This is a genomic window from Photobacterium carnosum, from assembly GCF_021236965.1.
Classification (GTDB): domain Bacteria; phylum Pseudomonadota; class Gammaproteobacteria; order Enterobacterales; family Vibrionaceae; genus Photobacterium; species Photobacterium carnosum.
Window position 1 is genome coordinate 130,217 of sequence record NZ_WMDN01000005.1, and the last position, 26,824, is coordinate 157,040.

Here is a 26,824-nt window from a genome sequence, read left to right on the forward strand (position 1 = left end):
GTTTATTTCGAGTAATAAAACAAGCACGGCCAGTAAAAGATAATGGTTATCAGTACAGTGATTATTCAAGCGTTAAATTTAAAGCGTATTCGACTAATAATGCAGTTAAGGTGGTTAATTGAAATATAAAAAACATTATTTAGTGATTTTTAAATATATTAATTGAATTAACTATTATTATATTAATGGCATTTGAGGCTTAAATGTTATTTTCTATTAAAAACGATAAATATTTACTCATAAGTAAACATTGGTTTATGTGTGGTATTGAAGATTAAACGCTATTCTGATTTTGAATTATTATTGATTACTGTATGTAAGAATGATAATGCTGCGGTGTAATCATTGCGGCTCATGAACCATTGTTTCTGATTAACTTCTAACGGTAAAATTTCAAGCCAACGCTGACATACCCACGTAATATCATCAAATTTAGGTTCAGGATAATAATGAGCATGCTCAGGATGTTGTTGGAACAGTTGTTTTAAATTATCTGAAATACCTTGATCGATAAAATTAATATCTTTGCTATGCCAATTAGGAACAGGCGAGGTGTCACCGATGTACAGATGGTCATTGTCTTGCGAATGATTATTGATCAAAAACATTTCAATACCTCGAACAGTAATACTCATAAATCCGTTTGGCAGGGGATCAAAATCAGTAATAATAACCCGTGTACCAAAATGACAAAGGTTATCATCAATTTTCATACAGAGTCCAAAACCATGATGGTTAGCCGTGGCGAGTTTTACTAAGCGCATATAGCGTTGTTCGTAAATCTGTAATTTACAAATACCATTAGGCAGTAAGTATATATCAACAGGGAAAAGAGGTAATTGCATAATAATAGCCCTAAACATACGTATGATAATAAGTAAATATTTGCTCGATATGATTATTATTATGTTTTTGTCGGGCACCTTTTATCAGTATAAGCAGACTAAAATAGGACAATGTCTGCTTTTTGATACTACGATAAAATAAAAGACTGTTTAGTGATGTAGTATTATGCGTTTAATATTTTATATATCGCTTGGGTTAAGCATGAGAGTTGTGTTGGCGTAATAATATAAGGTGGCATGATATAAATCAGCCGACCAAAAGGGCGGATCCATACACCAGCATTAACAAAAGCCTGTTGTATTTGAGCTATGTTAACTGGCTGATGTAATTCAACCACCCCAATAGCGCCTAACCAGCGTACTTGCTTTACTTTTTGAAGTGCTGCGATGGCGGGTAATTCACAAGCAAGTTGCTTCTCGATGTCTGAAACTTGTTGTTGCCATAAATTTTGCTCTAATATTTCGAGGTTCGCATTAGCTACAGCGCAGGCAAGGGGATTACCCATAAATGTTGGACCATGCATAAAACACCCTGCATCGCCACTGCATATTGTATCTGCAATTTTTTTATGGGTGATGGTCGCTGATAATGTCATATATCCACCCGTGAGTGCTTTACCAACACACATAATATCAGGGCTAATATTGGCATGCTCACAGGCAAACAGTTTACCCGTACGCCCAAAACCGACGGCAATTTCATCTGCAATTAATAATACGCCATAATCATCGCATAATTTGCGTACTTGCCGTAAATAGGTTGGATGATATAAGCGCATTCCTCCCGCACCTTGAACAATAGGCTCTAAAATAACAGCGGCAATCTGTTGGTGATGTTGAGCTAATTTATTGGCAAAATCACTAATATCATCTTCATTCCATTCATCCCAGAATCCACATTGGGGAGAATCTGCAAAAATATGTTCAGGAACAAAGCCTTTATAAAGACTGTGCATCGAGTTATCAGGATCGGTTACTGACATAGCGGCAAAAGTATCGCCATGATAACCATGTCTAAGCGTTAAAAACTTAGCTCGAGATTCACCTTTAGCGTGCCAATATTGCAATGCCATTTTAAGTGCGACTTCAACAGCTACCGAACCAGAATCAGCAAGGAAGACGGTATCTAATCCCTCAGGTGTTATCGCGACTAATTTTTTACACAGTTCAACAGCGGGTTGATGGGTGATGCCACCGAACATGACATGTGACATTTTATCGAGTTGTGCTTTTGCAGCCGCAGTCAGTTGAGGATGGCTATAACCATGAATAGCCGACCACCATGAAGACATGCCATCAATTAATTGAGTGCCATCTTCAAGTGTTAAATATACACCGTTTGCGCTGGTGACTGGGTAACAAGGTAGTGGCGTAATGGTTGATGTGTATGGATGCCAAATATGACGTTGGTCAAACGCAATATCAACAATGTTCTCTTTTTGCACAATAGTAAACCTATTTTATAATTCAAGGTTGACAGTCTACGTACTATTAGTAGACTAGCCAACAATTAAAAGGCGGACAAATGCCTATTTGGTTGTTTTCTATACCAGAGCTGTAAGTGTAATAATGCTACTACCTTGTTACGGCACTTACAGCAATACAGTAATTTTGGATAATAAAAATATAAAATAAGGGGTGCATTATGGACGTTCGTAATAATTGGACGGTTGAGGAAGTTCAAGCTTTATTTAATCAGCCGTTTATGGATTTAGTCTTTGAGGCTCAGCAAGTTCATCGTCGATATCATCAACCTAATCAAGTGCAAGTCAGCACCTTACTGTCTATTAAAACAGGTGCTTGTCCTGAAGATTGTAAATATTGCCCCCAAAGTGCGCATTATCGTACGGATATAGAAAAAGAACGCTTATTAGAAGTTGATCGAGTGCTTGAGGCAGCAATAAAAGCCAAACAATCTGGTGCTACTCGATTTTGTATGGGCGCGGCATGGAAAAATCCTAAAGATCGCGATATGCCATATTTACTTGATATGGTGCAAGGCGTTAAAAAGTTAGGTTTAGAAACATGTATGACATTGGGCATGATCACTACTGCTCAGGCAAATACGTTAGCGGCGGCAGGGTTAGATTATTATAATCATAATCTTGATACTTCTCCTGAGTATTACGGCAATATTATTACCACGCGTACTTATCAAGACAGGTTAGATACCTTGGCGCATGTACGTGATGCTGGGATGAAAATTTGTTCTGGTGGTATTATCGGCATGGGAGAAAGTGCACGAGATCGTGCCGGGTTGCTGGTGGAATTAGCCAATTTGCCTGTTCATCCTGAAAGTGTACCCATTAATATGTTAGTAAAAGTTAAAGGAACACCTCTTGAAAATGCAGAGGATGTCGATCCATTTGATTTTATTCGTATTATTGCTGTTGCTCGAATCATCATGCCACAATCAGCAGTAAGACTATCTGCTGGTCGTGAAGATATGAATGAGCAAATGCAAGCGTTGTGCTTTATGGCGGGAGCTAATTCAGTATTTTATGGCTGTAAGCTATTAACCACGCCCAATCCCGGTGAAGATAAAGATATCCAATTATTTGCTAAGTTAGGCATTAATAGCCAACATCAAGCAACAAAGCCTGATGATGTTCAAGCCCAAGCGTTGTTTGGCCAAATCGCAGAGCGCGTTGCTGCACGTCCAACAAAAGATGACATTTTCTATGATGCCTCTCTTTAATCAGCGCCATCAGCAGGCACTTACATTACGTCGTCAACAAGGACTTTATCGGCAGCTACAATGTGTTGATATAAGCTCTCTTAGGTTGAATTTTGCCAGTAATGATTATCTTGGCTTAGCACAAGATTCTGAAATTATTACGGCGTGGCAGCAAGGATTAGCGAAATATGGTGCAGGAAGTAGTGCATCGCCATTAGTAACAGGTTTTCAGCCACCACATGCTGATTTAGAACTGCAATTAACAGAATGGCTGGGTTATCAACGGGCGTTGTTATTTAACAGTGGCTTTAGTGCTAACCAAGCCGTGTTATTTACGTTATTACAAGCGCAAGATCAATTATTCCAAGATAAGTTAAATCATGCCTCTTTAATTGAAGCGGGAATGTTATCACCAGCAAAGATGAAGCGTTTTGCGCATAACGATATGGCTGCGTTGCAACAACAGCTTTTATCCATAACACCCGAAGTTGATACCGCATCATTAGTGGTAACAGAAGGTGTTTTTAGTATGGATGGAGATTGTGCGCCACTAGCATCATTACGAGAGATCACAACTCAGCATAAAAGTTGGCTAATGGTCGATGATGCTCATGGTTGTGGTGTGTTAGGTGAGGCTGGACAGGGAAGTTGTCATTTGGCTGGAATAAAAGCGGATATATTAATTATTACTTTCGGTAAAGCCTTTGGAATACAAGGTGCGGCGGTATTGTGTAGTCAAGATACGGCTGAATATTTAGTACAATTTGCTCGTCATTATATCTATTCTACTGCGATGCCTCCTGCTCAAGCGGTTGCATTAAGTCGTGCTTGTTCATTGATTCAAACTCAAACTTGGCGTCGAGAAAAGTTGCAGGCATTGTCTGCGTCTTTAGATGATTGCCTTGATAAGAGTATTGGTCTTATACCGACGATCACCCCAATTAAACCGATTATTATTGGTGATAGTAGCCAAACAATGACGATCGCTGCTCAATTACAACAACGGGGTATTAAAGTGGGGGCTATTCGACCACCAACCGTTGCACCAAATAGTGCGCGTTTACGAATAACACTGACAGCCAATCATAATGAAAGTGATATTCGTCAGTTAGCTATTGCGCTTAATGAGGTGACTGATGCTAGATAAACTAAGCAAACTGGCATTCTTAAGTGCTAACACAAACAAACAAGCAATTACGAATGCTTTTGGACGTGCTGCTGCGAATTACGATAAATCAGCGGCATTTCAACGCCAAGTAGGACATCAATTATTAGCGTTAATACCGATACAGCAAGTGACGCATTCTAAAGCTTCAGTGATTGATATAGGGTGTGGAACCGGGTATTTCAGTGATGAGTTACAACAACAAGGATTTGAAGTAACCGCCGCTGATCTTTCTGCTCAAATGTTATTACAGGCGCAGCAACGGTGTGGAAGTCATTGCCAGTATTTACACACAGATGCTGAAAATATTGTGATGGCGAATGATAGTTATGATATTGCGTTTAGTAATTTAGCTTTGCAATGGTGTGATGATTTAAGTATCCCGTTACGAGAGTTACAACGGATAGTGAGATCTGATGGTGCTATTTTATTTACCACATTAGTTGAAGGTTCATTAAATGAGCTTAAACACGCATGGTCACAGATTGATGATAAGCCGCATGTTAATGGGTTTAAGTCACTGCAACGTATTAAAGCAGAGATAGCACAATCAGGCTTAACGATTGATTCCTTAGAATGTAAGCCTATTACTGTTTATTACCCAACCGCAATGAAATTAATGAAAGATTTAAAAGGCATTGGTGCAACACATTTACAGCAACAGCGACAATCTGGATTAATTGGACGACAAACATTCATTGAATTAGAACATGCATACGATAATTACCGATTAGATAACGGATTATTACCTGCGACCTATCAGGTGTGTTTTGGAGTATTAAAAAATGCATAAAGTTTATTTTGTGACAGGAACAGATACCGATGTGGGTAAAACTGTCTGTAGTTGTGCCATTTTAAATGCTGCAGAGCAGGCAAGTATAGCGATGGTAGGGTATAAACCCATTGCTTCTGGTTGTGATAGAACACCACAAGGATTACGAAATAGTGATGCTTTATCACTTCAACAGGCATCATCGGTTAGCGTGACTTATGATGACGTTAATCCGTATTCTTTTTATCGACCTGTTTCACCTCATATAGCTGCAATTGAAGAAAATAAAGTCATTGAATTTAGCGTATTGTCTCAGGGGCTCGCTAATCTTAAAACAAAATCCGATTGTGTGCTTATTGAAGGTGCTGGTGGTTGGCGTGTTCCTATTAATGATACCGATTATCTTTCTTCATGGGTAAAGCAAGAGCAGTTGCCTGTTATTTTAGTGGTAGGAATAAAATTGGGTTGCTTAAACCATGCATTATTAACAGCAGAAGCTATTCAAGCGGATGGCTTAACTGTTGTTGGATGGATTGCTAATTGTATTGAGCCAAAAACGGATAATTATACCGCGATGATAACGTGGTTAGGACTGCAATTACCTGGGAAGAAAATCGCTGAAATCCCTTATCTTCCTCATAACCAAGGATCAAATTTAGCGACGTATATTGATTTAGCAGCATTATGCTAAAAACGAGGGATTAATAAAAACAACAAAAGGCACTTTGCATGCCTTTTGTTTTAATTGATAGAGATAAACTAATTAGATGAGTTAAGTCCAATTAGCATTTCTTGTGTTTCTGTTACTTGTGCCGGATGACTAGCTTGATCAAGGCCTAGTTCTTTACGTGCTTCATCGATGGACATTCCAAGATGGCAACGCAAAATATCTATAGCAACTTGATAACTTTCATTATTAGCCATGAACCCTCCTTGTTTCATTTATTTTGTGTGTGTTGTTTCATAACAGTACGTAAACAATAATCGAGTTATACAATGAAAGCAATACGACCAAAGTCTAATAATCATGTATTTTAATAATTAGATATTCTTTCAATGTTAAAGGTAACTTATCTGTTATTTTTTTGATTTTTGGTGGCGTTTTTTTACGGCTGTTTATGTGATGGTAAGTGGAAAACCAGAGCCTGATAAGAATTGGTAACAATTTAGATCTTTAATTTATAGTCATATTATTCGAATATAATGAGTAATAACCATTTGATTGTATTAATACGACACTAAATAGTGTTCTATAAGGTATAAAATAGGATGGTAATATTCTTTAAATTGGGAAAAAGAATAAATATGAAACGTATAGCGTTGTTTTTAGCAACGAATCTTGCCGTAATGTTAGTGTTTAGTATTGTACTTAACATCGTTTACGCAGTAACAGGAATGCAACCTGGTAGCCTTTCTGGATTACTCGTCATGGCGGCTTTGTTTGGTTTTGGTGGATCATTAGTGTCTTTAATGATGTCAAAATCGATGGCATTACGCTCGGTAGGTGGTGTCGTTATTGAACATCCACGTAATGAAACTGAACATTGGTTAATTAATACTATTGCTCGTCAAGCGGAGCAAGCCGGTATTGGTATGCCAACGGTTGCTATTTATGATGCACCTGATATTAATGCCTTTGCGACAGGGGCTAAGCGAGATGATTCATTAGTTGCGGTATCAACGGGCTTACTACATAGCATGACCCGAGATGAAGCTGAAGCGGTATTAGCACATGAAATAAGCCATGTTGCTAATGGTGATATGGTAACGATGACGTTAATGCAAGGTGTGGTAAATACCTTCGTTATCTTTGTTTCTCGTCTTGTTGCTGGTGCAATCAGTGGTGTGAATAATAACAGTGAAGATGGGGAAGGCGGCGGCAGTTACATGACCTACTTTATTGTTTCTTCAATTATGGAAGTACTGTTTGGTTTCTTAGCCAGTATTTTAACGATGTGGTATAGCCGTCATCGTGAATTTTATGCTGATGCGGGTTCTGCAAAGTTGGTTGGTCGTGAAAAAATGATCGCGGCACTGGAGCGTTTAAAAATAAGCCAAGAACCACAGTTAGAAGGTTCAATGATGGCCTTTGGTATTAATGGTAAGAAATCATTATCAGAGCTATTTATGACTCACCCCGCATTAGATAAGCGTATTGATGCATTACGCAATGGCGAGTATATAAAATAATTATTTACTAACGCGTTATATGTTAGCAATAAGCCCTTTAAAATCGTTTTCTACTAGAAAGATAAACGTTCAGAGGGCTTTTTTTATAAATTTTTTAAAAATATGATGTTTTTTCGTGTTTTATGGATTTTAAATCTAAACTGACAAGGAAAAAATAAAGCTGTTATATTTATTAGTGGTTTTTGGTTCATATCAAATTATTAGCAAAAGGTTGTAGCTTATGTTTAAAGTGCTGTTAGGAATTGTAATATTTTGTTTTATGTTCCCCGTTTCTGCTGTTCATGCCGCGAGTGGCGATAATGCAAAACCTTACTCCGAACAGAGTATTTATGAAAAACCAATGATTGAGCGTTATGTGCTTGATGAATTGAAATCATTACGAATGGATCAACAAGATCTCGAACGTCGACTTACCCGTGATATTACTGATAGAGAATTATCCGTCGCTGATAAATCAATGAATTACGCCAATGTTACGGTAACGTATTTCTTCTATATTATTGCGGCTGTTGCGTCATTAATTGCCTTAATTGGTTGGCAATCAATGCGTGAAATAAAAGAAAACACTAAGCGTATGGCAGAATTACAATTAAAAGCTATTGCGGATAATTATGAACAGAAATTTAAAGCATTAGAACGGGACTTAAAGCGTAAGACCCGGATTATTGGTGAAAATAATCGAGAAATAGAAAAAATTAACGAAGTACATAATTTATGGTTACGTGCTCAAAGTTCACAAACACCAGAGCAAAAAATAGAAATTTATGACGAAATTTTAAAAGTACGGCCTGGTGATTTAGAAGCGTTAACTTATAAAGCTGACGCTACTATGGAAATGCGAGAATTTCATTGGGCGTTAAGTATCTGTAATCGAGTATTGGAAGTTGATGATACTAACGCACATGCATTATATCAACGTGCGTGTGCTTATGCTTGTTTAGGGGTGGAAGATCAAGCCATTTCAGATTTAGAACGTGCAATTAAAGACAGTATATCATTACGTGAACTCGCAGCTGATGAAGATGATTTTGAAAACTTACGTGGTAATGAACGTTTTGAATTATTACTTATTACCGTCGAAGATTAAATATGCTGTTTATACGTGTAATTACAACTCAACATTGCATTTTTAATGCTAGTAAAAACAATTAAATAAGCATAATTTTATGTCTAGATTAGATATTAAGGGAAACTAATATGATTAACTTCCAGTTTTATACTTATGAATTGCCTTGCTTTAACTGCTACACACGCAAAGTTAAAACCGATCTTGGTTGGTTAACACCAAGCATGAAAACAGATATTATTGATCAAATTGAAGTAATGCTAAAGCAACAAGGTAATGATTATAAACCTTATTTTACCGTACAAGTTGTTTGTACTGTTGATGAAGCAAAAGATTATTTGCTGTTAAATTATTACGATAATTCTGAGTCAGAAATTAATCACGGTAATATAACGCCAACGGTTGTTACTGAGATTGAAGATCAAATTACAGAACACATGACAGCAGAAGGTGTTGTTATCTTTAGTCATGAAATAGAATTACAAAACTGTGATGATTGCTTTCAAGAGAACGATGAGTAATTAAAAAATAGGAACAGAATAATGCTGTGGGATGCTTGTGAGGAAAAAACGAAAGTTGCGCTTGATAACGGTGATTTATTACCACTAACTAGCGACGATATTATTTATCAACAAGAGGGTGTTAACTATATTGTTAATTTACTCACTGATAATATGAAAGTAAAACATTCTCTTGTTGTCTCAGCACAAGATCCCTTTGTGGCGCCGTATACTCATTGTGATTATATAACGGACATGGATACAGATTATGTTTGCTTATTAAATCGTTTTCCAATTATTGTTCCTCATTTGCTTATTTGTGCCAAAGATTACATTCCACAAACAGCTATATTAACGTTAGCTGATTTTGCTGCATGGACTAAAGGTATTACGCGTAGTGATGTCTTGGGCTTCTTTAATGCAGGTCATGATGCGGGCTCTAGTCAAATGCATCGACATATGCAGCTTGTTAGAACATCTATTCCTTTAGAATCCCAGATAGTAAATGGACAGTTGCCGTTTAAACATACGGTGTTTACCTATACAGATCTAAATCCAAAACAACTCTATGCTGATTATTTAGTTGCAATGGAGTCTCTACAGTTAAATACCACTAAGTTAATAAATGGTTTAAGTGAATGTTTACCTTATAATATTTTACTTACTGAACGTTGGATGCTGATTATTCCACGGGTTAAAAATTACGTAGAAACCCTGTCAGGTCACGGAGTGAATTTTAGTGGTCGTTTTTTAGTGAGTTCTGAGCAGCAATTAGCATGGTTAAAAGACTATGGTTTCATGCATTTTTTAACTGATTGTGGATTTGTAGAAAAATAGCATATATTTGTTTGTTATTTAAGCTGTCGCATCATAAAGACTTTACAACTGATAAGCTTATCATTACTATAGCGGCCATGGAGAGATGGCTGAGCGGTTGAAAGCACTGGTCTTGAAAACCAGCATACGTTTATAGCGTATCTAGGGTTCAAATCCCTATCTCTCCGCCACACATTAAAAAGCCGCTATTTATTAGCGGCTTTTTTTCGTTTGCATAAAAGTAATGATGTAATAAGTAAAATAGAAGCGGGTTCAAATCCTCTAATGCCCCAAGCAGCTCCGCCACATTTAAAAAAGCCGCTATTTATTAGCGGCTTTTTTTCGTTTGCATAAAAGTAATGATGTAATAAGTAAAATAGAAGCGGGTTCAAATCCTCTAATGCCCCAAGCAGCTCCGCCACATTTAAAAAAGCCGCTATTTATTAGCGGCTTTTTTTCGTTTGCATAAAAGTAGTGATGTAATAAGTAAAATCAAAGCGGGTTCAAATCCTCTAATGCCCCAAGCAGCTCCGTCACATTTAAGAAAGCCGCTATTTATTAGCGGCTTTTTTTCGTTTACATAAAAGTAATGATGTAATAAGTAAAATAAAAGCGGGTTCAAATTCTCTAATACCCCGAGCAGCTCCGTCACATTTAAGAAAACCGTTAATGAAAATTAGCGGCTTTTTTTCGTTTGCATAAAAGTAATGATGTAATAAGTAAAATAAAAGCGGGTTCAAATCCTCTAATGCCCCGAGCACCTTCGCCACATTTAAGAACTATATTTTTACATAGAGTATTCAAACTAACCACGCGTCATTCCCTACAGTGAGGTTACGAACGAGATAGGGAATCTACTATTAGCATGTCGTAGTGTTATTGTTTGGCTTGATATTTCAGCTGATTTTTTAATGATGTCTTTAATGCTCAAATACGCAGTAAATAGATCACGGATAATTCATACTTCATTTCCGAGATGACGGATGATAACCAATGTCATTCTTTGCTGTGATATATGAGAATATTTAAAAAAAGCTGCTAGCAAGGCTAACAGCTTTATTGTTTAACGTTATAGCAGATGATTACTTACAAGCACTACAAGGTTGCAGTGCGATTTCGTGCTCAAAAGTTACTTGGCCTAATGCTGTTGTGCTTGCTGCGATTTCTTGCTCAATATCTTTAAGATCATCAGCATCAATACCTTTTGATGTTAATTCATCTTCAGTGTAACCAAATGCATTTAATAATAAGTAGTCACGTGCTTCTTCTTGGGTACATGTAATGATCGCTATAAGATCATCACCAAAAGTGGTATCCCCCGTGATAATTGCTGTAATTTGCTGTTGAACGCTATCGTACATTGCTGGTGTTAACCAACCTAAATCTGCTTCAGCAGTATTTTTACGACAATCAAAGCAAGGAAGGAGCTGAGAATGGCTCTGAAAATTGTTCATGGAAAAGTATCCTGATCACGGTATTAATATGGCTTCGCAACTTATGCTAATTTAGTCTTAATTACTAGCGTAAAAGTAAAATTTTTATTCTGATGTTATTGTGGAATTCAATATAAAAATTAGAACGAAAGAATGTTATTACTATCAGATTTTATTGACGATTGAGAGATGAAGCTAGATTCAGTTGTTATAGTGTTAACCAGTAGTCTAAGATAACAACATATAAAAAATTACTTTTAGCATCATAGAGATAATATTATCGTTGATGCATGAATCAATAAGGATAAATATGAAAAAGATAATAATAGCTGCCGCGGTAGCAGTAGTTATAACAGGTTGCGCTGGTACTCCGTCAAACAGCTATACAGTTGAAAATGCAGCTGGCGTGTCGTCGTGGGAGTTATGCCGAAATATTGGTTATCATGAGTTTTTTAACCGCGCTCAAAAAGCACAACAATTAACTCATTATGTGATTAATCGAGGGGATGTCGATCCACAAGCCTGTCAAGCAGCTGCTGCTGAAGGGAAAAAATTTGCAGAAGCGGAATACCGTAAAACAGGAGGCTACTAATCTTTTAGATACGCTTACTTACAATATTGTGAGCTAGTTATTCATCTGTATCGATTATAATTTATAAAATACAAACGATGATTATTTCACCATCTTTTTCTATTGTAAGTAAGGATTATGATTATTATGAAAAAAAGCGCATTGCTTGTTGTGTGTGTATTAAGTGCATTATCACTAAATGCTGTGTCATTAGCGGCACACGCAAATGATCGTCCAACAATATTACCGAGTGAGCGACCAGGATCGCAGACATGGAATAAAGCATCTGTGTATAACAAAGGTGATAGCGTACGTTATGTTGGACGATTATGGGTCGCTAAATGGTGGACACAAGGTGATCGTCCTCAACATAATAATGAGTCAGGTCCATGGAAGTTAATTCGTCTTAATGGCAATGATAATAATTATGACGATAACGACTACAATAATAATGATTATACTAAGCCTAATAGTTTTAAAGTTACGCGTTATCGTGAAGGTTTTAAATACAGTGCTGGCGATAGAGTGCGGATGCCTAATGGTAATGTTTACCGCTGTCGCAATTGGCCAGCAACGCCATGGTGTGAGTTAGCAGGTTATGCTCCTGGTAAAACGCAGCATTGGCGTGACGCGTGGTCTCGAGTAAAATAAGACTATTGTACTGAGTATCTGCCGTTGAGAGCAGATACTCATTAATGGCTGTTATTTCTTTTGTTTAGTTGATGATCGTGGATAGACATTTACTTTTTCAATGCGGTTATGCTCAATGACTAGAATTTCAAAACGCCACCGCTGCCAATCAATAATATCACCATTCTTTGGTAATCCACCTTTGATCCACATTAGCATTCCATTCAATGTTTGATAGCCATTTTGATCTTCATCCGGTAATTTTTTTAAATCTAATAAATCTTTTACAACCGTGATTGGCACCAGTCCGTCAAGGTGCCAATTATTGTCTGTTATTTTTTTGGACCATACATTACTAGGATCTTGAGTATTAAATTTGCCTGTTAGTGCTTCGAGCACATCTCGTGGTGTGACAATACCTTGAATATCACCATATTCATCAACAACAAAGGCTATTCTTGTACCTGAATCTTGAAACATATCTAACAGGTCAGTACCTGTCCATGTTTCAGGGATAAAGAGCGGTTGAGTAATGTAATCAATAATATTTTTTGGTGCTTCACTATTATTATCAAGTTCAAATTTTAATAATTGTTTGGCTGTTATCGTACCTTTAATATCATCGATGGTGTGATTACAAACGGGTAAACATGAAAATGGACTCGCTAATAGTTTTTGTTGATAGCTTTCAACACTATGGTCAAGATCAAGATAACTAATTGCATTACGGGGTGTCATCATGGATGAAATTTTACGATCATCGAAATGGAAAACATTACGTACCATTGTATGTTCTTGTTGATGAATAATACCGGCTTGAGAGCCTTCTGTAATAATGGCTTTGATATCATCTTCGGTTAAATGAGTGCTGTTATTGGTGTTTTTACTAAATACTCGCAAGAATAACTCTGTTGAACCCGCCAATAAGATAATAAAAGGTCGTGACAATAAAGATAAAAAAGCAATGGGGCGAGCGACTCGTAATGCCAAGGGTTCAGCATTAACTTGAGCATAACGTTTAGGGATTAACTCACCAATAACAATAGAGAAGTAGGTGAGAACGACAACAGCAATAATAGTTGCAGAAACAGATGCTGTGTGCGCTTGTACGCCAAAAGAGGTTAACCATGAAGAGATAGGTCCCGCTAAAGCAGCTTCACCTATTACACCATTTAATATACCAATAATGGTAATGCCGATTTGAATAGTAGATAAAAAAGTGGTTGGTTTATTGGCGAGTTTTATTGCAGTCATCGCGCCTATATCACCCTCATCTGCGAGTACCTGAAGGCGATTTTTACGTGATGTTACTAAGGCTATTTCTGACATAGCAAACCAGCCATTCAGGATAACCAAAAAAATAAGAATTGCGATACTCATTAAAACTCCTAGCAATAAAATAGGCGAATTTATGATGAGAATCGATAAATAAGTCCGCCAAATAGGATGAATCGCCTATTAGGCCACTTCCTTCATCATTATAACGCGCATATGAAAATATAAAATCTACATTTTAGTTAAATAATTTATTAAATATGTAAAGCACCATAATTGAGTGCTTTTAGTCTTATTGGTATAAAGATACAGCTTAAAACATAGCCAAATAGGAATAAAAAAACAGGTAGAGGATACATATAGATAAATTATGGATAAATAAGTGTGCTATTGGTATTGAATCAAGAGAACATTATTTATAAAAAAAGCCACAGTATTCAAGATGCTGTGGCTTTTTATGCTATTTACCGAGTGTTGTAATAATAATTAAGCTTGTTTCAATTGTTTATTTCGATAAATTATTGCTACCACGGCAGGTAAACTAAAAATAATAAAACCAGAAATTAAGGCAATTGCAGCAGTATGTTTATTGATGCTTGACGGCACATCGAAAGATACAAAAATAGTAACAAAGCAGCTTATTAGTCCAAGTGCTGATGCTATGACCATTCCAATTTTTCCACCAGGAACACGGAATGGACGATCAATATGATTGTGTTTACGACGTGATGCTAAGAAGCTGATAAAGATGCAAATATACATTACCATGTAGAGTTGCGTCATCAGGATATTCAATAACCACATGCCTTGATTGACATTTGGTACTAACACAAACACTAATGATAATAAGCTTACGATAGCCCCTTGGAGCAATAATAATGGGACTGGTGCTTGATTACGGTTTTCTTTTGATAACCGAATTGGCATAAACTTATCTTTAGCTGCAACATGTAAACTTTTAGTTGGTGCAATGATCCAGTTATTTAGGCTGGCAAGACTACCAAAAACAATGGCAAGGGCGATTACAGGTAATAAGAATGGTAGATTCATATCCTTAAAGAAGGTTTTAAATGCCAGAATTATTCCTTCACTTAAACTTGAATTGCTATGTGAAACTACGGCTGCAATCGATAATGAACAGGCAGTAAGTGATACTAATATCATTATTGTCGAAATTAAAAGTGCTTTTGGATATGCTTTTTGAGGATTCTTCACTTCATTGGCATAAGCCGTTGTGATTTCAATACCCGTCAAAGATAAAACAACAGCAGTAAAACTTGCACCGATACCACTTTGTGAAAAGTCGGGTAACCAATCTGAAACATGACGTAATGAAATATGCGATGCTTCTGGGTTGGTATATGTCCAATACCCCCCTAATGCAATAATAAGCAGGATCGGGAAAATAAGACCAATCATGCCAAAAACATTAGTAATTAATGACGATAACCGTAAGCCAAAGATATTAACGAAGGTGAGTGCCCAAAAGATAATATTAATCATCACTAACATGAAAATATTATTTTCTGCTAAATGTGGGAAAAATGGGTAAGTACCAGTGGCTACGATAAATGAGATGAGTGGTGGGTAATAGACAATATTTTCAGCATATTGATACCATACCGTTATAAAACCAAAGTTATGGCCTAATGTTTCTTTACCCCAAAGATAAACGCCACCTTGTTTAGGGTACGTTGTGCTCATTTCTGCACATACTAATGCTGTCGGAACAAAAAAGCATAATCCTGCAAGCATGAAAAAAGAAATAGCATGGCTACCAAAGAGTGCTGCTCCCGGTAAATTACGGATACTATCCACCGAGGTTATCGTGATCATTATTATCGAGAAAACGCTTAACTTTGCAGCAGATTTTGCGATATCGCCCATTAAAGGCCCTCAGGTTAAGTCCGTAAATGTGTTATAAAACAGCAATCATACGGTATTTAAAAGTAAAAAGAGCGGCATTCTAAAGTCTAAGCTTATATGGGTATATAGGTAAAAATGGTATGTTTATTATCAAAAATGGTAATAAGAATTCAGTATAGTGAACGATACGTGCTTTTATTATATATTTTGAGATTAAATAAGTAATTTAAGACCGATGTTATTTTTATAATGGAGTGAGCAATGAAAAGTTTATTATCGAAATGCTATCTATTTATTCCATTATTGCTCGGTATATCAGGCTGTAATGATCATCGTGAAGAATTAGCATTAGGTACGATTGAACGCGACCAAATTACATTGACTGCAACGGCAAATGAAATCATTACAACGCAACCTACGATTGAAGGCTGTGTTGTAAAAAAAGGTGATGTTGTCGTCACATTACAATCTCAACAACAGCAGACTAGACTGATTAAAGCGCAAGCACAGCAACAACAAGCACAAGCCTACTTGCAACGGTTAACAAATGGTTCTCGCCCAGAAGATATTGCTACAGCACAAGCTAAAGTTGAGCAATACCAAGCTAATTTTAGAGAGAAAAATATAGATAACAGGCGTGCTAAACAGCTTTTTTTAAAGAAAATGGTTTCTGTGGCTGAACGAGATAGCGCGCAAACGCAACGGGATATCGCACAAGCTGAATTACAAGCAGCAACCAATGAATTAGATAAATTGCTGCATGGCGAGCGTATTGAAGATATAAAACAAGCGCAGGCTGCACTTGTGGTGGCGACGGCAGAAGTGGCACTTCAGCAGCAAATTCTACAAGACTATACTATTGTCGCAACCCGTAACGGAATTTTAGAACGTTTGCCTTACCATGTGGGTGATCGTGTTGCTAAAAATGCGACGGTTGCGATTATCACCACGCATACCGTTCCTTATGCACGTATTTATGTTCCTGAACCTTATCGCGTCAATATAACCGCTGGAAAAAAATTAACCATTCATGTTGATGGCATTAAGACGTCTTATCAAGGCACCGTACGTTGGATAGCAATAATCCCTTCTTTTACGCCTTATTACACCCTTAATGGTAGCGATAAAGCGCGGTTAGTTTATTTAGCTGAAGTTGATTTCCCTGATAGTGGTCGTGAATTACCTGCGGGCGTTCCAGTACAAGTGGAGATGCCGCATGAATGAGAATGCGATTATTGCGACTAATGTAACGCGTAAATTTGGTGATTTTGTTGCCGTTGATAATCTTAATTTAGCAGTACCGAAAGGCACTATTTATGGTTTTTTAGGCCCTAATGGTTGCGGTAAATCCACCACATTAAGGATGCTAACCGGACTATTAACGCCGACGACTGGCTGTGTGAATGTACTTGGGCTAGATATTCCACGCCAAGCCGAGCAATTACGTTTGTGTATTGGGTATATGACACAAAAATTTTCGTTATACCAAGATCTAACTGTTCAAGAAAACCTTGAGTTTATGGGACAGATTTTTGGTATACCCAAAGCGCAGCGTAAGCGACGAATTCAACAACAATTAATCACTTATGGACTTGATCAACGGGCAAAACGTCGTGCAGGAGAATTAAGTGGTGGTCAGCGACAACGACTTTCTTTAGCCGCCGCAACAATCCACCAGCCAGATTTACTACTGCTAGATGAACCCACCTCGGCAGTTGATCCTGAAAATCGCCGTGAATTTTGGGAGCAACTGTTTGATCTTTCAGATCAAGGTACCACCATTTTAGTCACAACCCATTATATGGATGAAGCTGAACGCTGTCATGGTTTAGCTATTATGGATGCAGGTGTGGTACGTGCTAATGGATCACCTTACGCGCTGATGGACGCGATGGCGGTAACCGTTGTTGAGATAGAAGCGCAGCAATTACGGCGACTTAAAGCGCAAATTATACAACTTCCTCTGGTGAGATCAGCAGCACAATTAGGGGTTCGATTACGGGTATTAGTGTCAAAAGAAATTAATGATCCCATCGGCTGGTTACAATTACAAATACCGACATTAGCACAAGCAGTTATGACTATCAGTCGACCGAGTCTTGAAGATGTTTTTGTAACCTGTACTGGTGAGGGGCGACAATGATCACTCGCTTATGGTGGAGTCTGTTACGGATCAATGCAATTGTTAGCAAAGAGTTACGGCAGCTAAGTCGGGATCGTATCACCTTTGGTATGATCGTGATGATCCCGCTCATTCAATTGTTATTGTTTGGTTATGCCATCAATACTAATGTTAGAAATGTTCCTACTGCGATAGTCGATCAAAGCCACTCAGCAACAGGGCGGATGTTGGTGGAATCGATTAAAGCTACGCAAGTTGTTGATGTGATCGCAAGTTACGCGACACCGCAACAAGGTCAGCAAGCGATTATGGATGGCAAAGTAAAAGCAGTATTGGTGCTTCCCTCTGATTTTCAGCGTCGAATAGACCAGCAGCAAGTGATTGGGCAATGGTTAGTGGATGGTTCTGATGCATTAATCAGTTCAACCATTATGCAATTACAAAAAATGCCATTAACTGAAGTGATCCCTCAACGGAAAGCACAACCGAATAATTTTGAAGTAACGTTATATTTTAATCCTGAGCGTCGCTCTGCGATTAATATTATTCCCGGGTTACTTGGGATTATATTAACCATGACGATGATTCTATTTACTTCCGTAACGATTGTAAGAGAGCGTGAGCAAGGCAATTTAGAGTTATTGATTACCACGCCAATTCAACCGTTAGAATTAATGCTAGCTAAGATAATACCGTATATTTTTATCGGTATTATTCAATCAATCATTATCTTAGGATTAGGATATGTCATTTTTGATGTGCCAATTAATGGTTCAATAATCCAAATTTTTCTGGGTACATTACTATTTATTCTGGCAAGTTTAACGCTCGGCTTAGTGATATCAACAAAGGCAACAACGCAGTTACAAGCTATGCAAATGACAATATTTATATTATTGCCGTCTATTTTGTTATCAGGATTTATGTTCCCGTATGAAGGTATGCCCGTTATTGCACAATGGATTGCTGAGATATTACCGACGACACACTTTATTCGTATTATTCGCGGCATTGTGTTGCGAGGAGCTGATTTGGCTGATCTGTGGCGAGATACATTATGGTTAGTAATATTTACCATTATTGGGTTAATCATTGCGTCAATTAGGTTTAAGAAAACGTTAGATTAGTGATTTTCAAGTAAAGGATATATAGGTAATACCTTGTTTTACAGGTTATTTTTTTGTGATGTTAACAGGGGCTGATGACAAAAATATGGCAGTTTTACTGTAGAAATAAGATGGTTTGAAGACAAATTGAAGATAGGATAAAAGAATGAATGGTGCATGTTTGTGATAAAAAAATAATAACATGACTTATTATTCTCTAGGTGCATCTTTCTGGTATTGCTTGGTTGCTATTGTTAGACTGCGGGCATTGTTTAGATAGGTAAGGCCTTTTTATGTTCACCCGTTCGCCACAGTTATCATTAAAGCGAAGCTATGTTGCTGCGTTGTCGTTATCAGCTATTGTTGTATTGTCTGGCTGTAGCCAAGCACCAAAGTTACAAAAGATCTCTGGTTTTGCTGAGGGTACTACTTACCATGTGACATATTGGTCAAAGCAGGATGTACCTGTTGCGAAAGTGACAGAGCAATTTAATAAAAAGCTGGCAGCGATTGATAAAGAATATTCTACCTATCGGAATGACTCGTATATTTCTGAGTTTAACCACAGTACATCGACTCAATGGCAACCCGCGTCTAAAGATTTCATATATATGTTGTCGTTAGCCAAAAAATTAAATAAAGATAGCCATGGATGTTATGACCCAACAATTCAGCCATTATATAAATTATGGGGCTTTCAAGGGGATACTTTGCATGTCCCTACACCACAGCAAATAGCATCGATTAAAAAAGACATTGGGATTGATAAGATTGAAATAGATCCGGTGCATTTACGGATCAGAAAAACCATTCCTCAAGTACAAGTGGACTTATCCTCAATGGGCGAAGGCTATGCCATTAGTCAGCTAAGCACAATTTTAGAAGCCGATGGTGTTAATAATTATTTGGTTGAGTTTGGCGGCGATATGAAAATTAAAGGTCGCAAACTGGAAGGGAAAAAGTGGCGAGTTGCGATTGAACAGCCAATAGCATTAAAAGACGGTATTCGTCCTTATACTATTGTTAATATCAATGCTGACGATGGTGTTTCATTAAATACATCGGGCACCTATCACCATAACTTTAAAGATGGTGAAAAAGATTATTCTCATATTTTAGATACTCGTACAGGTGCACCTGTAACGCATAATTTGGTATCAGCATCAGTATTTGGTCATGATCCTGTTGTTGGGGATGCGTGGGCAACCTCCATGTTATGTTTGGGGCCTGTAGAAGGGAAAGTTGTTGCCAATGAGCAGGACTTACCGGTGTACTTTATTCAAAGTGAAGGTAAAACATTTAAGAGTTCTGACAGTGAGTCACTTAAAAACTATCAGCGTATTACGTTAAGTTAAGCGTATTTTAAATGAATACGAGATAGTGATGAGCCACTCAAATGAGTGGCTTTTTTATTTATTTTATACAGACATTTTGCATTAATGCTTGAACGTCGTCGTGTCATTATCGCTGGTGGCATTGATATCGCCAGCAGGATTAAGTAGGTGTGGTACGATTTTAGGCAAGTTTAATTCAATATCATTATCTGTGACGGGGTTAATTGCAGTGTTATACCAACCCAGTAAGCCTAAAACGGCATAGCCAATAGCATCATCACTGTCACGATGCTCAAGAATGATTTGTAGAAAACGTAAGATAGCTTTGTCGTTTGATTTAGCTTGAACTAACGTTTCATCAAAAACAGCCGTTGCTTCAGCCAATAAACCTTCAAATTCAGTATCAATAGATACTTTAAACGAGCCACCATCAACAGTAATTTTCATTGTTATATCGTCAATTATTATAATTGATATAAATATTACCTAATTACCAATCGGTTGTCGCCATACTGCGGTATTGATTAACATTGTTATGATCCAGACACAAAAAAGCCTACTAAAAAGTAGGCTTGGTTGTATCTAAAGATGGTGCTCGCTACTGGACTCGAACCAGTGACACCTTGCATGTCATGCAAGTACTCTAACCAACTGAGCTAAGCGAGCAAATTGTACTGTTATAAACCGCCGTTAAGCCATTTATTTGAAACTGGTGCTCGCTACTGGACTCGAACCAGTGACACCTTGCATGTCATGCAAGTACTCTAACCAACTGAGCTAAGCGAGCAAATTGTACTACTATAAACCGCTGTTAAGCCATTTATTTGAAACTGGTGCTCGCTACTGGACTCGAACCAGTGACACCTTGCATGTCATGCAAGTACTCTAACCAACTGAGCTAAGCGAGCAAATTCAGCTTAATTACTGTTGAATCGTAATCAGCGAATGACAAGCATAGTAGCGAGTCACTTTCATCTAGGCAAGTGTTTAAATAGACTTTTTTAGTAAATTCAGTGCGTTTGCTTGCACAATAGCCAGTTTGGTCAAATTTGGTGATGGTTAAATAGACGAATGTGATATTACGCATGTTATTTTTGAGGGACGCCACCAGTATTTTACTGGTGGCTATGTAAAAAGGGTTATTGAAGCAGTTCGTGATTTTCTGGTAATAGACGAATAATCCACAATACCAGTTTATGTTTCATGTTAACGCCATCTTCTTTATCAACAGCTAATGGTGTTATTTGTTTACATTGCACTAATAAGCGATAAATACATTCCACGCGATCGGTCGAACCGATACCGCGATTTAAATCATTAAATCCTTGTTTTTTTGCAAAGGCGAAACCGAGTTCTAATGCTTTTTTTAATAGTTTTGCTTCGTTTTTATGTTTTTTCATTCTTATCTCCCTGAACTTCTGATTGAGTGTAGTTTACCTATTCTCAAAATGAACTAATAGTAGCAAAAATGATAATTGAGGTTGGTAGCAATTTATTGATATCCAACCTTAAATTGGCAATATCTAAATAATCATTACCAATAATACACATGATCAATAGTTGCTTGTTGAAATTGGCGTTGAAGTTGAGTTGTTTATTTTAGATAAAAAAAGCGATCCTAAGATCGCTGATTTCAATAAGTGACTCTTTACTATTAGCGTAATGACATCTCAATTTGTTTTTGCGTATCAAGTTTATGAACCCAATGCATACGCGCACCAAGCATTATCGCAGCAGACGTTAAGCCAATAATAAAGCCGATCCAGAACCCTTCAGGTCCCATTGGCTTAACTATCCAATCAGTCATACCTAAAATATAACCAATAGGTAATCCTAATAACCAGTAAGCAATAAAGGTGCAGAAGAAGATTGCCCGCATATCTTTATAGCCACGTAGTGCACCAGCAGCAACAACCTGTACAGCATCGCTACATTGATAAATGGCGGCTAATAGAAGTAGTTGGCTTGCAAATAGAATAACTTCAGGGTTATCCGTATACAGTAAGGCAATTTGTTCACGGAAAATCACAGTTAGAATCGCAGTACAAAATGCTAATGATATGCCTACGAATAATCCACAATGACTGGCAATTTTAGCGCCAATAATGTCTTCTTGCCCCATTTTATGGCCAACACGAATACTAACCGCAGCAGCGATGCTCATTGGTAACATATAGACTAAGGACGAGAAATTCATCGCAATTTGGTGGGATGCGACTTTCATTGGCCCCAGCGGTGAGATCAATAACGCAATGACTGCAAATAAAGAGACTTCAAAAAATAATGATGCAGCGACAGGAAAGCCTAATTTAAACAAACGACTGATTGCAGCAAATTTAGGTGGATAAATTACCCCAAACACATTAAGACGGTTAAGGCGCTTATTGATTAAGACAAAAGCAAGCATTGCAAAGAACATAAACCAGTACACAATAGTGGTAGCAATACCACAACCTACACCACCCATCGCTGGCATACCAAATTCACCGTAAACAAAAATCCAGTTTAAGGGAATATTTAGTAATAGTCCTAAAAAGCCAATTACCATGCCAGGGATAGTAAAAGATAAGCCTTCAGAGAAACTTTTTAGTGTTTGGAAGAATAGAAATGCGGGTACAGCGAATAATACCGCATGTAAATAACCAACCGTCTTTTCAGCCAATACGGGTTCTACATTCATGTAGTGGATTAAAATACCCGCGTTGTAAAGAATCAACATTGTCGGAATTGAAATTAATACCGCTAAAATAAAAGCGGTTTGAATTTCAAATGGTATCTTTTCTTTTTTTCCTGAACCACTAAGTTGAGCAACAATAGGAACAATCGCCATCAGCAAGCCAACCCCAAATAAAATTGAGGGAAGCCAAATACTTGCAGCGACAGCAACGGCTGCCATGTCTGTTGCACTTACGCCACCAGCCATAACGGTATCAACAAAACCCATTGATGTTTGGGCAACGGAAGCAATTAAAACAGGGATCGCAAGTTTGAGTAGTTGTGCTGTTTCTTTTCTGTAGTTTTGCACTCAGCAAGGCTCCAAAAATGAGGAAAAAAGGGGGGGAGGGAATCAATAGTTGCTAGTTACTATATAATGCACCCTGAATGAGGCTGGATTATATAAATAAAACTAATAAAGCCAAGTAATATTTACCATTTTATGTAGATAAAAAGAAACGGCCTTAATAGTTGATCATCGAGGCCGTTAGGTTACGTTGATAGTTATTGTCTTTATTTAGACAGTAAAGAATTGGTGCCCAAAGAAACCAATCGTAATAAAAGTACTTGCAGCACTAAAAATACATAGCATTGGCGTCTTAATACTTGGATAACGTTCGATCAGTAAGGCTAAGCCAAGGAAGGTAGGGTAAAGCCCAAAGGCGTAACGTGGCATTGCATTAAGGCTTGATGAAAGAGGCAGTATTAAGCAAATAAACATAAACAGTGCTTCGGCATAATATTTACGGACAACTAAGTAAATATTTAGCGCAAAGGCAAGTAATGCCATGATCGCGAGGTATAATTTAGGACCACCTGTTTCAAAGCCAAAGATTAACCAATGGAATGGATTAGCCAGTTGACGTCCCCACGCTATTTGAATATGTCCAAACGCCAGCGCATCCCCAACATGAAAATACATGTAAGTCATAAAGCCAAAAAAGCCAAATGGAATCACCCAAATTGCCGCTAATACTTTCAGTGCGGGGGTTTTAAAGCGTAAGAAACTTTGAATACCATAATGTTGAATTGCAATAATTAACACTGGGAAAACTAAAAATACGCCCAAGTTACGTGTAACGGCTGCGAGCATGCCTAAAATAGCGACCAAAAACCATTGCTGACAATAGCTAAATAAGAACACCCCAGCCACTAATGCAATAAATAATGGCTCAGTATAACCAGCAGAGGAATAAACCGTATAAGGTGAAAAACACAATATCCACACTATGGTAGAACGTGTTTTAGCACTTATTTTTAGCTGTTTTAGTACCATTAATACCATTGGTAGACTAAGCAAAAACGCAAGATTAGAAGCAAAGGCTAACCCAAAGCGGTAGTTATTAATGGGGTTTTCAAAGGTGGTTAAATGCGAGAATATCCAGCCAAGAAAAGGTTGTAATGGCATAAATGCCCAATTGGCGGCATTTTTTTGTCCAAGCCATTGTGGAATGAGATCGTAACCATTATCAATAATGCGATAGAACCATACACAGTCAAAACGACAGACAGTTTGTAATAAGGGTTGTTCTGCATAATGGCCTGTCATAAACATATTTACGCCCCAAAGACCAAGAGCGTAGATCACAACACGACTAATAATGACAGCAAAAATCAAATTCAGCCAATCTTTACGGGTTAGGCGAATATCTGTAAGCGATAAGAGATTCATTTAAAGACCCAAAATTTCGATAAAATAAAAGTAATAATGGGTACACACAACGTTGAAATTGTCACGGCAACCCAACCTTTTACGTGAGCTGTTTGTAATAATGTCACTAGAATGAGGTTATTAATTAAAAAGCCAAACAAAGACACCGCTAAAAATTTAAAAAATGAGCCTTTTTGAGCAAAGGTAAAATGGCGATGACCAAAATAGGAGACTAAAAAAGCAATACTAAAACCGAGTATATTTGCGATATATTCTGATGGATGTGCAATTTGAAAAAAGTACAGCCTTACTACTGATAGATGTACGGCAGTTGCTAATAATCCTACCAGGGCAAAGCGATTCAGTTGCCAAAAATGTTTAAGAAAAGACTCATTCATAACGATTACTATACTTGTTTAAGGTTGTTTGTGTGTGGTGTCGATTGTTTGATTCTTGTTGGTTATTTCTATAGTTACCGTAAACATCCTCTACTAAATAAATAGGTCGGTGTTTAAGCTCAGTATAAATACGGCTGACATAACCACCAATTACCCCTAGAGAGATTAGTTGAATACCGCCTAAAAAAAGTACGACTGAAATCGTCGAAGCATAACCTGGCGTATGGACGCCAAAACATAAGGCACTAATAACGATATACATTAAAAAGATGAAAGATAACAATGAAATACCAAATCCCACAAACCCCCATACTCGTAATGGCCATGCGGTAAAGCTAGTAATTCCGTCCATTGCAAAGTTCCACAACTTCCAGTAATTAAATTTAGTATCACCGATAAAACGTTCAGGACGCTGAAAATTGACGCCAGTAGCACGTAAAGATGACCAGGCAAGTAAGCCTTTCATAAAACGATTGCGTTCTGGTAATTGTTTAACGGTTTCAATAACGCAACGATTAATTAATCTAAAGTCACCTGCATTTTCAGGCAGTGTTGTTTCAGCAGATAAGAAATTAAAGAAACGGTAGAACCCGCCAGCGGTTAATCGCTTGGTATAGGTATCTTGTGAACGATCGACGCGTACACCATAAATAGTGTCATAGTCACCAGTAAGCCATAGGTCAACAAATTCAAGGATCACTTCTGGTGGATCTTGCAAATCAACATCCATAATAACAGCAGCATCACCTTGAACGTAATCTAAACCGGCTGTCATTGCGGCTTCTTTGCCAAAGTTACGGGCAAAATTTATTAATGAGATACTTGAATCTTGCTCTATCATTTTATCAATAACATACTTGGTATTATCTTTACTGCCGTCATTAATAAATACAATATCTATGTGAGATCGAATGCTACTTAGTTTGTCATTAATAGCAGCCAAGAACGGCTCAATGGCCACTTCTTCATTGTAAACTGGCACAATAAGTGATAAACGATAATCAAGCGGGTTTGGTTGGTGGTTCATTTTATATTCCCAATTTTTTGATTAAAATGGCCAGTATTATGTGGCAAAAGTAAAGTATCTACATTCATTGGTGCTAGGCTAATTGTGGTGACTTGCAATGGTATCGGCGTGGTTACTATGAATGTTTGTAATTGCTGTGCTGTAGGAAAAAATTGTTGTTGTGGCAATTGAGCAACTAACGTGTTCCCTTGCGCTTGTAATATGCCTTGATTATGATTAAACGTAAATGTAAGCGGTTTTAGCTGTGATTGTGTTTTTGCGAAGGTGAATTTAATCTTGACGTTGGTTGTTGGCGCAGAGGCTAGGGTAAAATATAGGCCGCCTTGCTGCGTTAATTCTCGCATTTTGTTATCAGTATCAAAGCTCCAGCCTGCGCGGGATAAATTAGGTATCTTGTCAGTTACATTTAAATTACTGGGTATCGCTAAAGTCAGATTAGGTTGCTTGGGTTGCCAATATAATGTCTGATTTTTTATATAATAAGCCTTATAAGCAAGGCTGACATTGGGTGTTATTGCTTTGTAAAGTACCCAAACATAGTACCCTGATAACACTACTAATAAGCTAATAAGTACTGCTCGCAAAGTAGATTGCTTATGTTGTTGTGTTGGCCGTGTAACGGTCGATGAGACGCTAGCAGTCATAGAGTACCTTTAATGCGTATT

27 protein-coding genes and 4 tRNA genes are annotated in these 26,824 nt (G+C 37.5%); 15 read left to right on the forward strand and 16 right to left on the reverse strand.

The annotated features are described in order from the left end of the window. Nucleotides 1-281 precede the first annotated feature (281 nt). Entirely contained in the window at nt 282-845 is a 564-nt protein-coding gene (locus tag GLP24_RS07115; RefSeq protein WP_101766966.1) for an LON peptidase substrate-binding domain-containing protein, read from the reverse strand. A 164-nt stretch (nt 846-1,009) separates the two neighbouring features. Continuing rightward, entirely contained in the window at nt 1,010-2,290 is a 1,281-nt protein-coding gene (gene bioA / locus GLP24_RS07120) for an adenosylmethionine--8-amino-7-oxononanoate transaminase (RefSeq protein WP_232615774.1), read from the reverse strand. Between the two features lie 200 nt (nt 2,291-2,490). Here bioA and bioB point away from each other — a divergent pair, with 200 nt between their 5' ends. Genes bioB through bioD form a run of 4 tightly spaced genes read left to right on the forward strand, consistent with a single transcriptional unit; the run spans nt 2,491 to nt 6,150 of the window. Then, nucleotides 2,491-3,543 (forward strand): biotin synthase BioB, encoded by a 1,053-nt coding sequence (gene bioB / locus GLP24_RS07125; RefSeq protein WP_101766964.1) that lies wholly within the window; start codon nt 2,491-2,493, stop codon nt 3,541-3,543. Beyond that, nucleotides 3,530-4,669, forward strand: coding sequence for an 8-amino-7-oxononanoate synthase (bioF, locus tag GLP24_RS07130; protein WP_232574986.1), 1,140 nt, complete (start codon nt 3,530-3,532; stop codon nt 4,667-4,669). Before bioB ends, bioF begins: the two co-directional genes overlap by 14 nt. After that, nucleotides 4,659-5,480, forward strand: a complete 822-nt coding sequence (gene bioC / locus GLP24_RS07135) for a malonyl-ACP O-methyltransferase BioC (protein ID WP_232603571.1) — start codon at nt 4,659-4,661, stop codon at nt 5,478-5,480. The genes bioF and bioC overlap by 11 nt, the downstream gene beginning before the upstream one ends. Next, nucleotides 5,473-6,150, forward strand: coding sequence for a dethiobiotin synthase (bioD, locus tag GLP24_RS07140; RefSeq protein WP_232578441.1), 678 nt, complete (start codon nt 5,473-5,475; stop codon nt 6,148-6,150). Before bioC ends, bioD begins: the two co-directional genes overlap by 8 nt. A 68-nt stretch (nt 6,151-6,218) precedes the next feature. On the opposite strand, the gene GLP24_RS07145 is transcribed toward bioD, so the two are convergent. Continuing rightward, on the reverse strand, nt 6,219-6,383 hold the full coding sequence (locus GLP24_RS07145) for a hypothetical protein (RefSeq protein WP_167388486.1): 165 nt from the start codon (nt 6,381-6,383) through the stop codon (nt 6,219-6,221). Between the two features lie 381 nt (nt 6,384-6,764). Here GLP24_RS07145 and htpX point away from each other — a divergent pair, with 381 nt between their 5' ends. The 5 genes from htpX (at nt 6,765) to GLP24_RS07170 (ending at nt 10,222) form a co-directional block, all read left to right on the forward strand. Further along, entirely contained in the window at nt 6,765-7,649 is an 885-nt protein-coding gene (gene htpX, locus GLP24_RS07150) for a protease HtpX (protein ID WP_232577168.1), read from the forward strand. A gap of 220 nt (nt 7,650-7,869) precedes the next feature. Then, nucleotides 7,870-8,736, forward strand: coding sequence for a tetratricopeptide repeat protein (locus tag GLP24_RS07155; protein WP_407951495.1), 867 nt, complete (start codon nt 7,870-7,872; stop codon nt 8,734-8,736). A 110-nt stretch (nt 8,737-8,846) separates the two neighbouring features. After that, the gene (locus GLP24_RS07160; RefSeq protein ID WP_232615775.1) at nt 8,847-9,236 is read left to right on the forward strand and encodes a hypothetical protein; all 390 of its coding nucleotides are present in this window, start codon (nt 8,847-8,849) and stop codon (nt 9,234-9,236) included. Between the two features lie 21 nt (nt 9,237-9,257). Further along, on the forward strand, nt 9,258-10,052 hold the full coding sequence (locus GLP24_RS07165; RefSeq protein ID WP_232615776.1) for an ATP adenylyltransferase family protein: 795 nt from the start codon (nt 9,258-9,260) through the stop codon (nt 10,050-10,052). 79 nt (nt 10,053-10,131) lie between these two features. After that, nucleotides 10,132-10,222 (forward strand) — tRNA-Ser (locus GLP24_RS07170). 891 nt (nt 10,223-11,113) lie between these two features. Here the strand turns inward: GLP24_RS07170 and GLP24_RS07175 are convergent. Then, the gene (locus tag GLP24_RS07175; protein WP_152652788.1) at nt 11,114-11,485 is read right to left on the reverse strand and encodes a hypothetical protein; all 372 of its coding nucleotides are present in this window, start codon (nt 11,483-11,485) and stop codon (nt 11,114-11,116) included. A 289-nt stretch (nt 11,486-11,774) separates the two neighbouring features. Here GLP24_RS07175 and GLP24_RS07180 point away from each other — a divergent pair, with 289 nt between their 5' ends. Together GLP24_RS07180 and GLP24_RS07185 are read left to right on the forward strand one after the other, a co-directional pair. Next, nucleotides 11,775-12,056 (forward strand): hypothetical protein, encoded by a 282-nt coding sequence (locus tag GLP24_RS07180; protein ID WP_101766956.1) that lies wholly within the window; start codon nt 11,775-11,777, stop codon nt 12,054-12,056. Nucleotides 12,057-12,182: 126 nt separating this feature from the next. Continuing rightward, complete coding sequence (locus tag GLP24_RS07185; RefSeq protein WP_232600834.1) at nt 12,183-12,686, forward strand: carbohydrate-binding protein; 504 nt, start codon at nt 12,183-12,185, stop codon at nt 12,684-12,686. Between the two features lie 51 nt (nt 12,687-12,737). On the opposite strand, the gene GLP24_RS07190 is transcribed toward GLP24_RS07185, so the two are convergent. Next, nucleotides 12,738-14,045: a hemolysin family protein gene (locus GLP24_RS07190; RefSeq protein ID WP_101766954.1), complete on the reverse strand. Its 1,308-nt coding sequence runs from the start codon at nt 14,043-14,045 to the stop codon at nt 12,738-12,740. A gap of 381 nt (nt 14,046-14,426) precedes the next feature. Beyond that, nucleotides 14,427-15,827, reverse strand: coding sequence for an APC family permease (locus GLP24_RS07195; RefSeq protein WP_101766953.1), 1,401 nt, complete (start codon nt 15,825-15,827; stop codon nt 14,427-14,429). A 240-nt stretch (nt 15,828-16,067) separates the two neighbouring features. Here GLP24_RS07195 and GLP24_RS07200 point away from each other — a divergent pair, with 240 nt between their 5' ends. The 4 genes from GLP24_RS07200 to GLP24_RS07215 all read left to right on the forward strand — a co-directional run bounded on the left by GLP24_RS07200 (nt 16,068) and on the right by GLP24_RS07215 (nt 20,389). Further along, on the forward strand, nt 16,068-17,030 hold the full coding sequence (locus GLP24_RS07200; protein ID WP_232615777.1) for an HlyD family secretion protein: 963 nt from the start codon (nt 16,068-16,070) through the stop codon (nt 17,028-17,030). Then, the gene (locus tag GLP24_RS07205) at nt 17,023-17,949 is read left to right on the forward strand and encodes an ABC transporter ATP-binding protein (protein ID WP_232599979.1); all 927 of its coding nucleotides are present in this window, start codon (nt 17,023-17,025) and stop codon (nt 17,947-17,949) included. The genes GLP24_RS07200 and GLP24_RS07205 overlap by 8 nt, the downstream gene beginning before the upstream one ends. After that, a complete protein-coding gene (locus GLP24_RS07210; RefSeq protein ID WP_232615778.1) occupies nt 17,946-19,055 on the forward strand; it encodes an ABC transporter permease in 1,110 nt (369 codons plus the stop codon). Before GLP24_RS07205 ends, GLP24_RS07210 begins: the two co-directional genes overlap by 4 nt. Nucleotides 19,056-19,327: 272 nt before the next feature. Beyond that, on the forward strand, nt 19,328-20,389 hold the full coding sequence (locus GLP24_RS07215) for an FAD:protein FMN transferase (RefSeq protein ID WP_232615779.1): 1,062 nt from the start codon (nt 19,328-19,330) through the stop codon (nt 20,387-20,389). 81 nt (nt 20,390-20,470) lie between these two features. Here GLP24_RS07215 and GLP24_RS07220 read toward each other — a convergent pair whose 3' ends face one another. The 10 genes from GLP24_RS07220 to GLP24_RS07265 form a co-directional block, all read right to left on the reverse strand. Beyond that, a complete protein-coding gene (locus GLP24_RS07220) occupies nt 20,471-20,815 on the reverse strand; it encodes a hypothetical protein (RefSeq protein ID WP_045036162.1) in 345 nt (114 codons plus the stop codon). A 142-nt stretch (nt 20,816-20,957) separates the two neighbouring features. Further along, nucleotides 20,958-21,034: transfer RNA gene (locus tag GLP24_RS07225), tRNA-Val, on the reverse strand. 44 nt (nt 21,035-21,078) lie between these two features. Then, nucleotides 21,079-21,155: transfer RNA gene (locus GLP24_RS07230), tRNA-Val, on the reverse strand. 44 nt (nt 21,156-21,199) lie between these two features. Continuing rightward, a tRNA-Val gene (locus GLP24_RS07235) sits at nt 21,200-21,276 on the reverse strand. Between the two features lie 231 nt (nt 21,277-21,507). Continuing rightward, entirely contained in the window at nt 21,508-21,768 is a 261-nt protein-coding gene (locus GLP24_RS07240; protein ID WP_101766948.1) for a DUF5062 family protein, read from the reverse strand. 254 nt (nt 21,769-22,022) lie between these two features. Beyond that, a complete protein-coding gene (locus tag GLP24_RS07245) occupies nt 22,023-23,393 on the reverse strand; it encodes an MATE family efflux transporter (RefSeq protein ID WP_101766947.1) in 1,371 nt (456 codons plus the stop codon). Nucleotides 23,394-23,600: 207 nt separating this feature from the next. Continuing rightward, entirely contained in the window at nt 23,601-24,755 is a 1,155-nt protein-coding gene (locus GLP24_RS07250; protein ID WP_232615780.1) for a hypothetical protein, read from the reverse strand. After that, nucleotides 24,752-25,132 carry a GtrA family protein gene (locus tag GLP24_RS07255; protein WP_101766945.1) on the reverse strand — a complete coding sequence of 127 codons (381 nt, stop codon included), beginning with the start codon at nt 25,130-25,132 and terminating at the stop codon, nt 24,752-24,754. The genes GLP24_RS07250 and GLP24_RS07255 overlap by 4 nt, the downstream gene beginning before the upstream one ends. Next, on the reverse strand, nt 25,125-26,159 hold the full coding sequence (locus tag GLP24_RS07260) for a glycosyltransferase family 2 protein (RefSeq protein ID WP_152652776.1): 1,035 nt from the start codon (nt 26,157-26,159) through the stop codon (nt 25,125-25,127). Before GLP24_RS07260 ends, GLP24_RS07255 begins: the two co-directional genes overlap by 8 nt. After that, complete coding sequence (locus GLP24_RS07265; protein WP_232615781.1) at nt 26,156-26,803, reverse strand: riboflavin synthase subunit alpha; 648 nt, start codon at nt 26,801-26,803, stop codon at nt 26,156-26,158. Before GLP24_RS07265 ends, GLP24_RS07260 begins: the two co-directional genes overlap by 4 nt. Nucleotides 26,804-26,824: the final 21 nt, after the last annotated feature.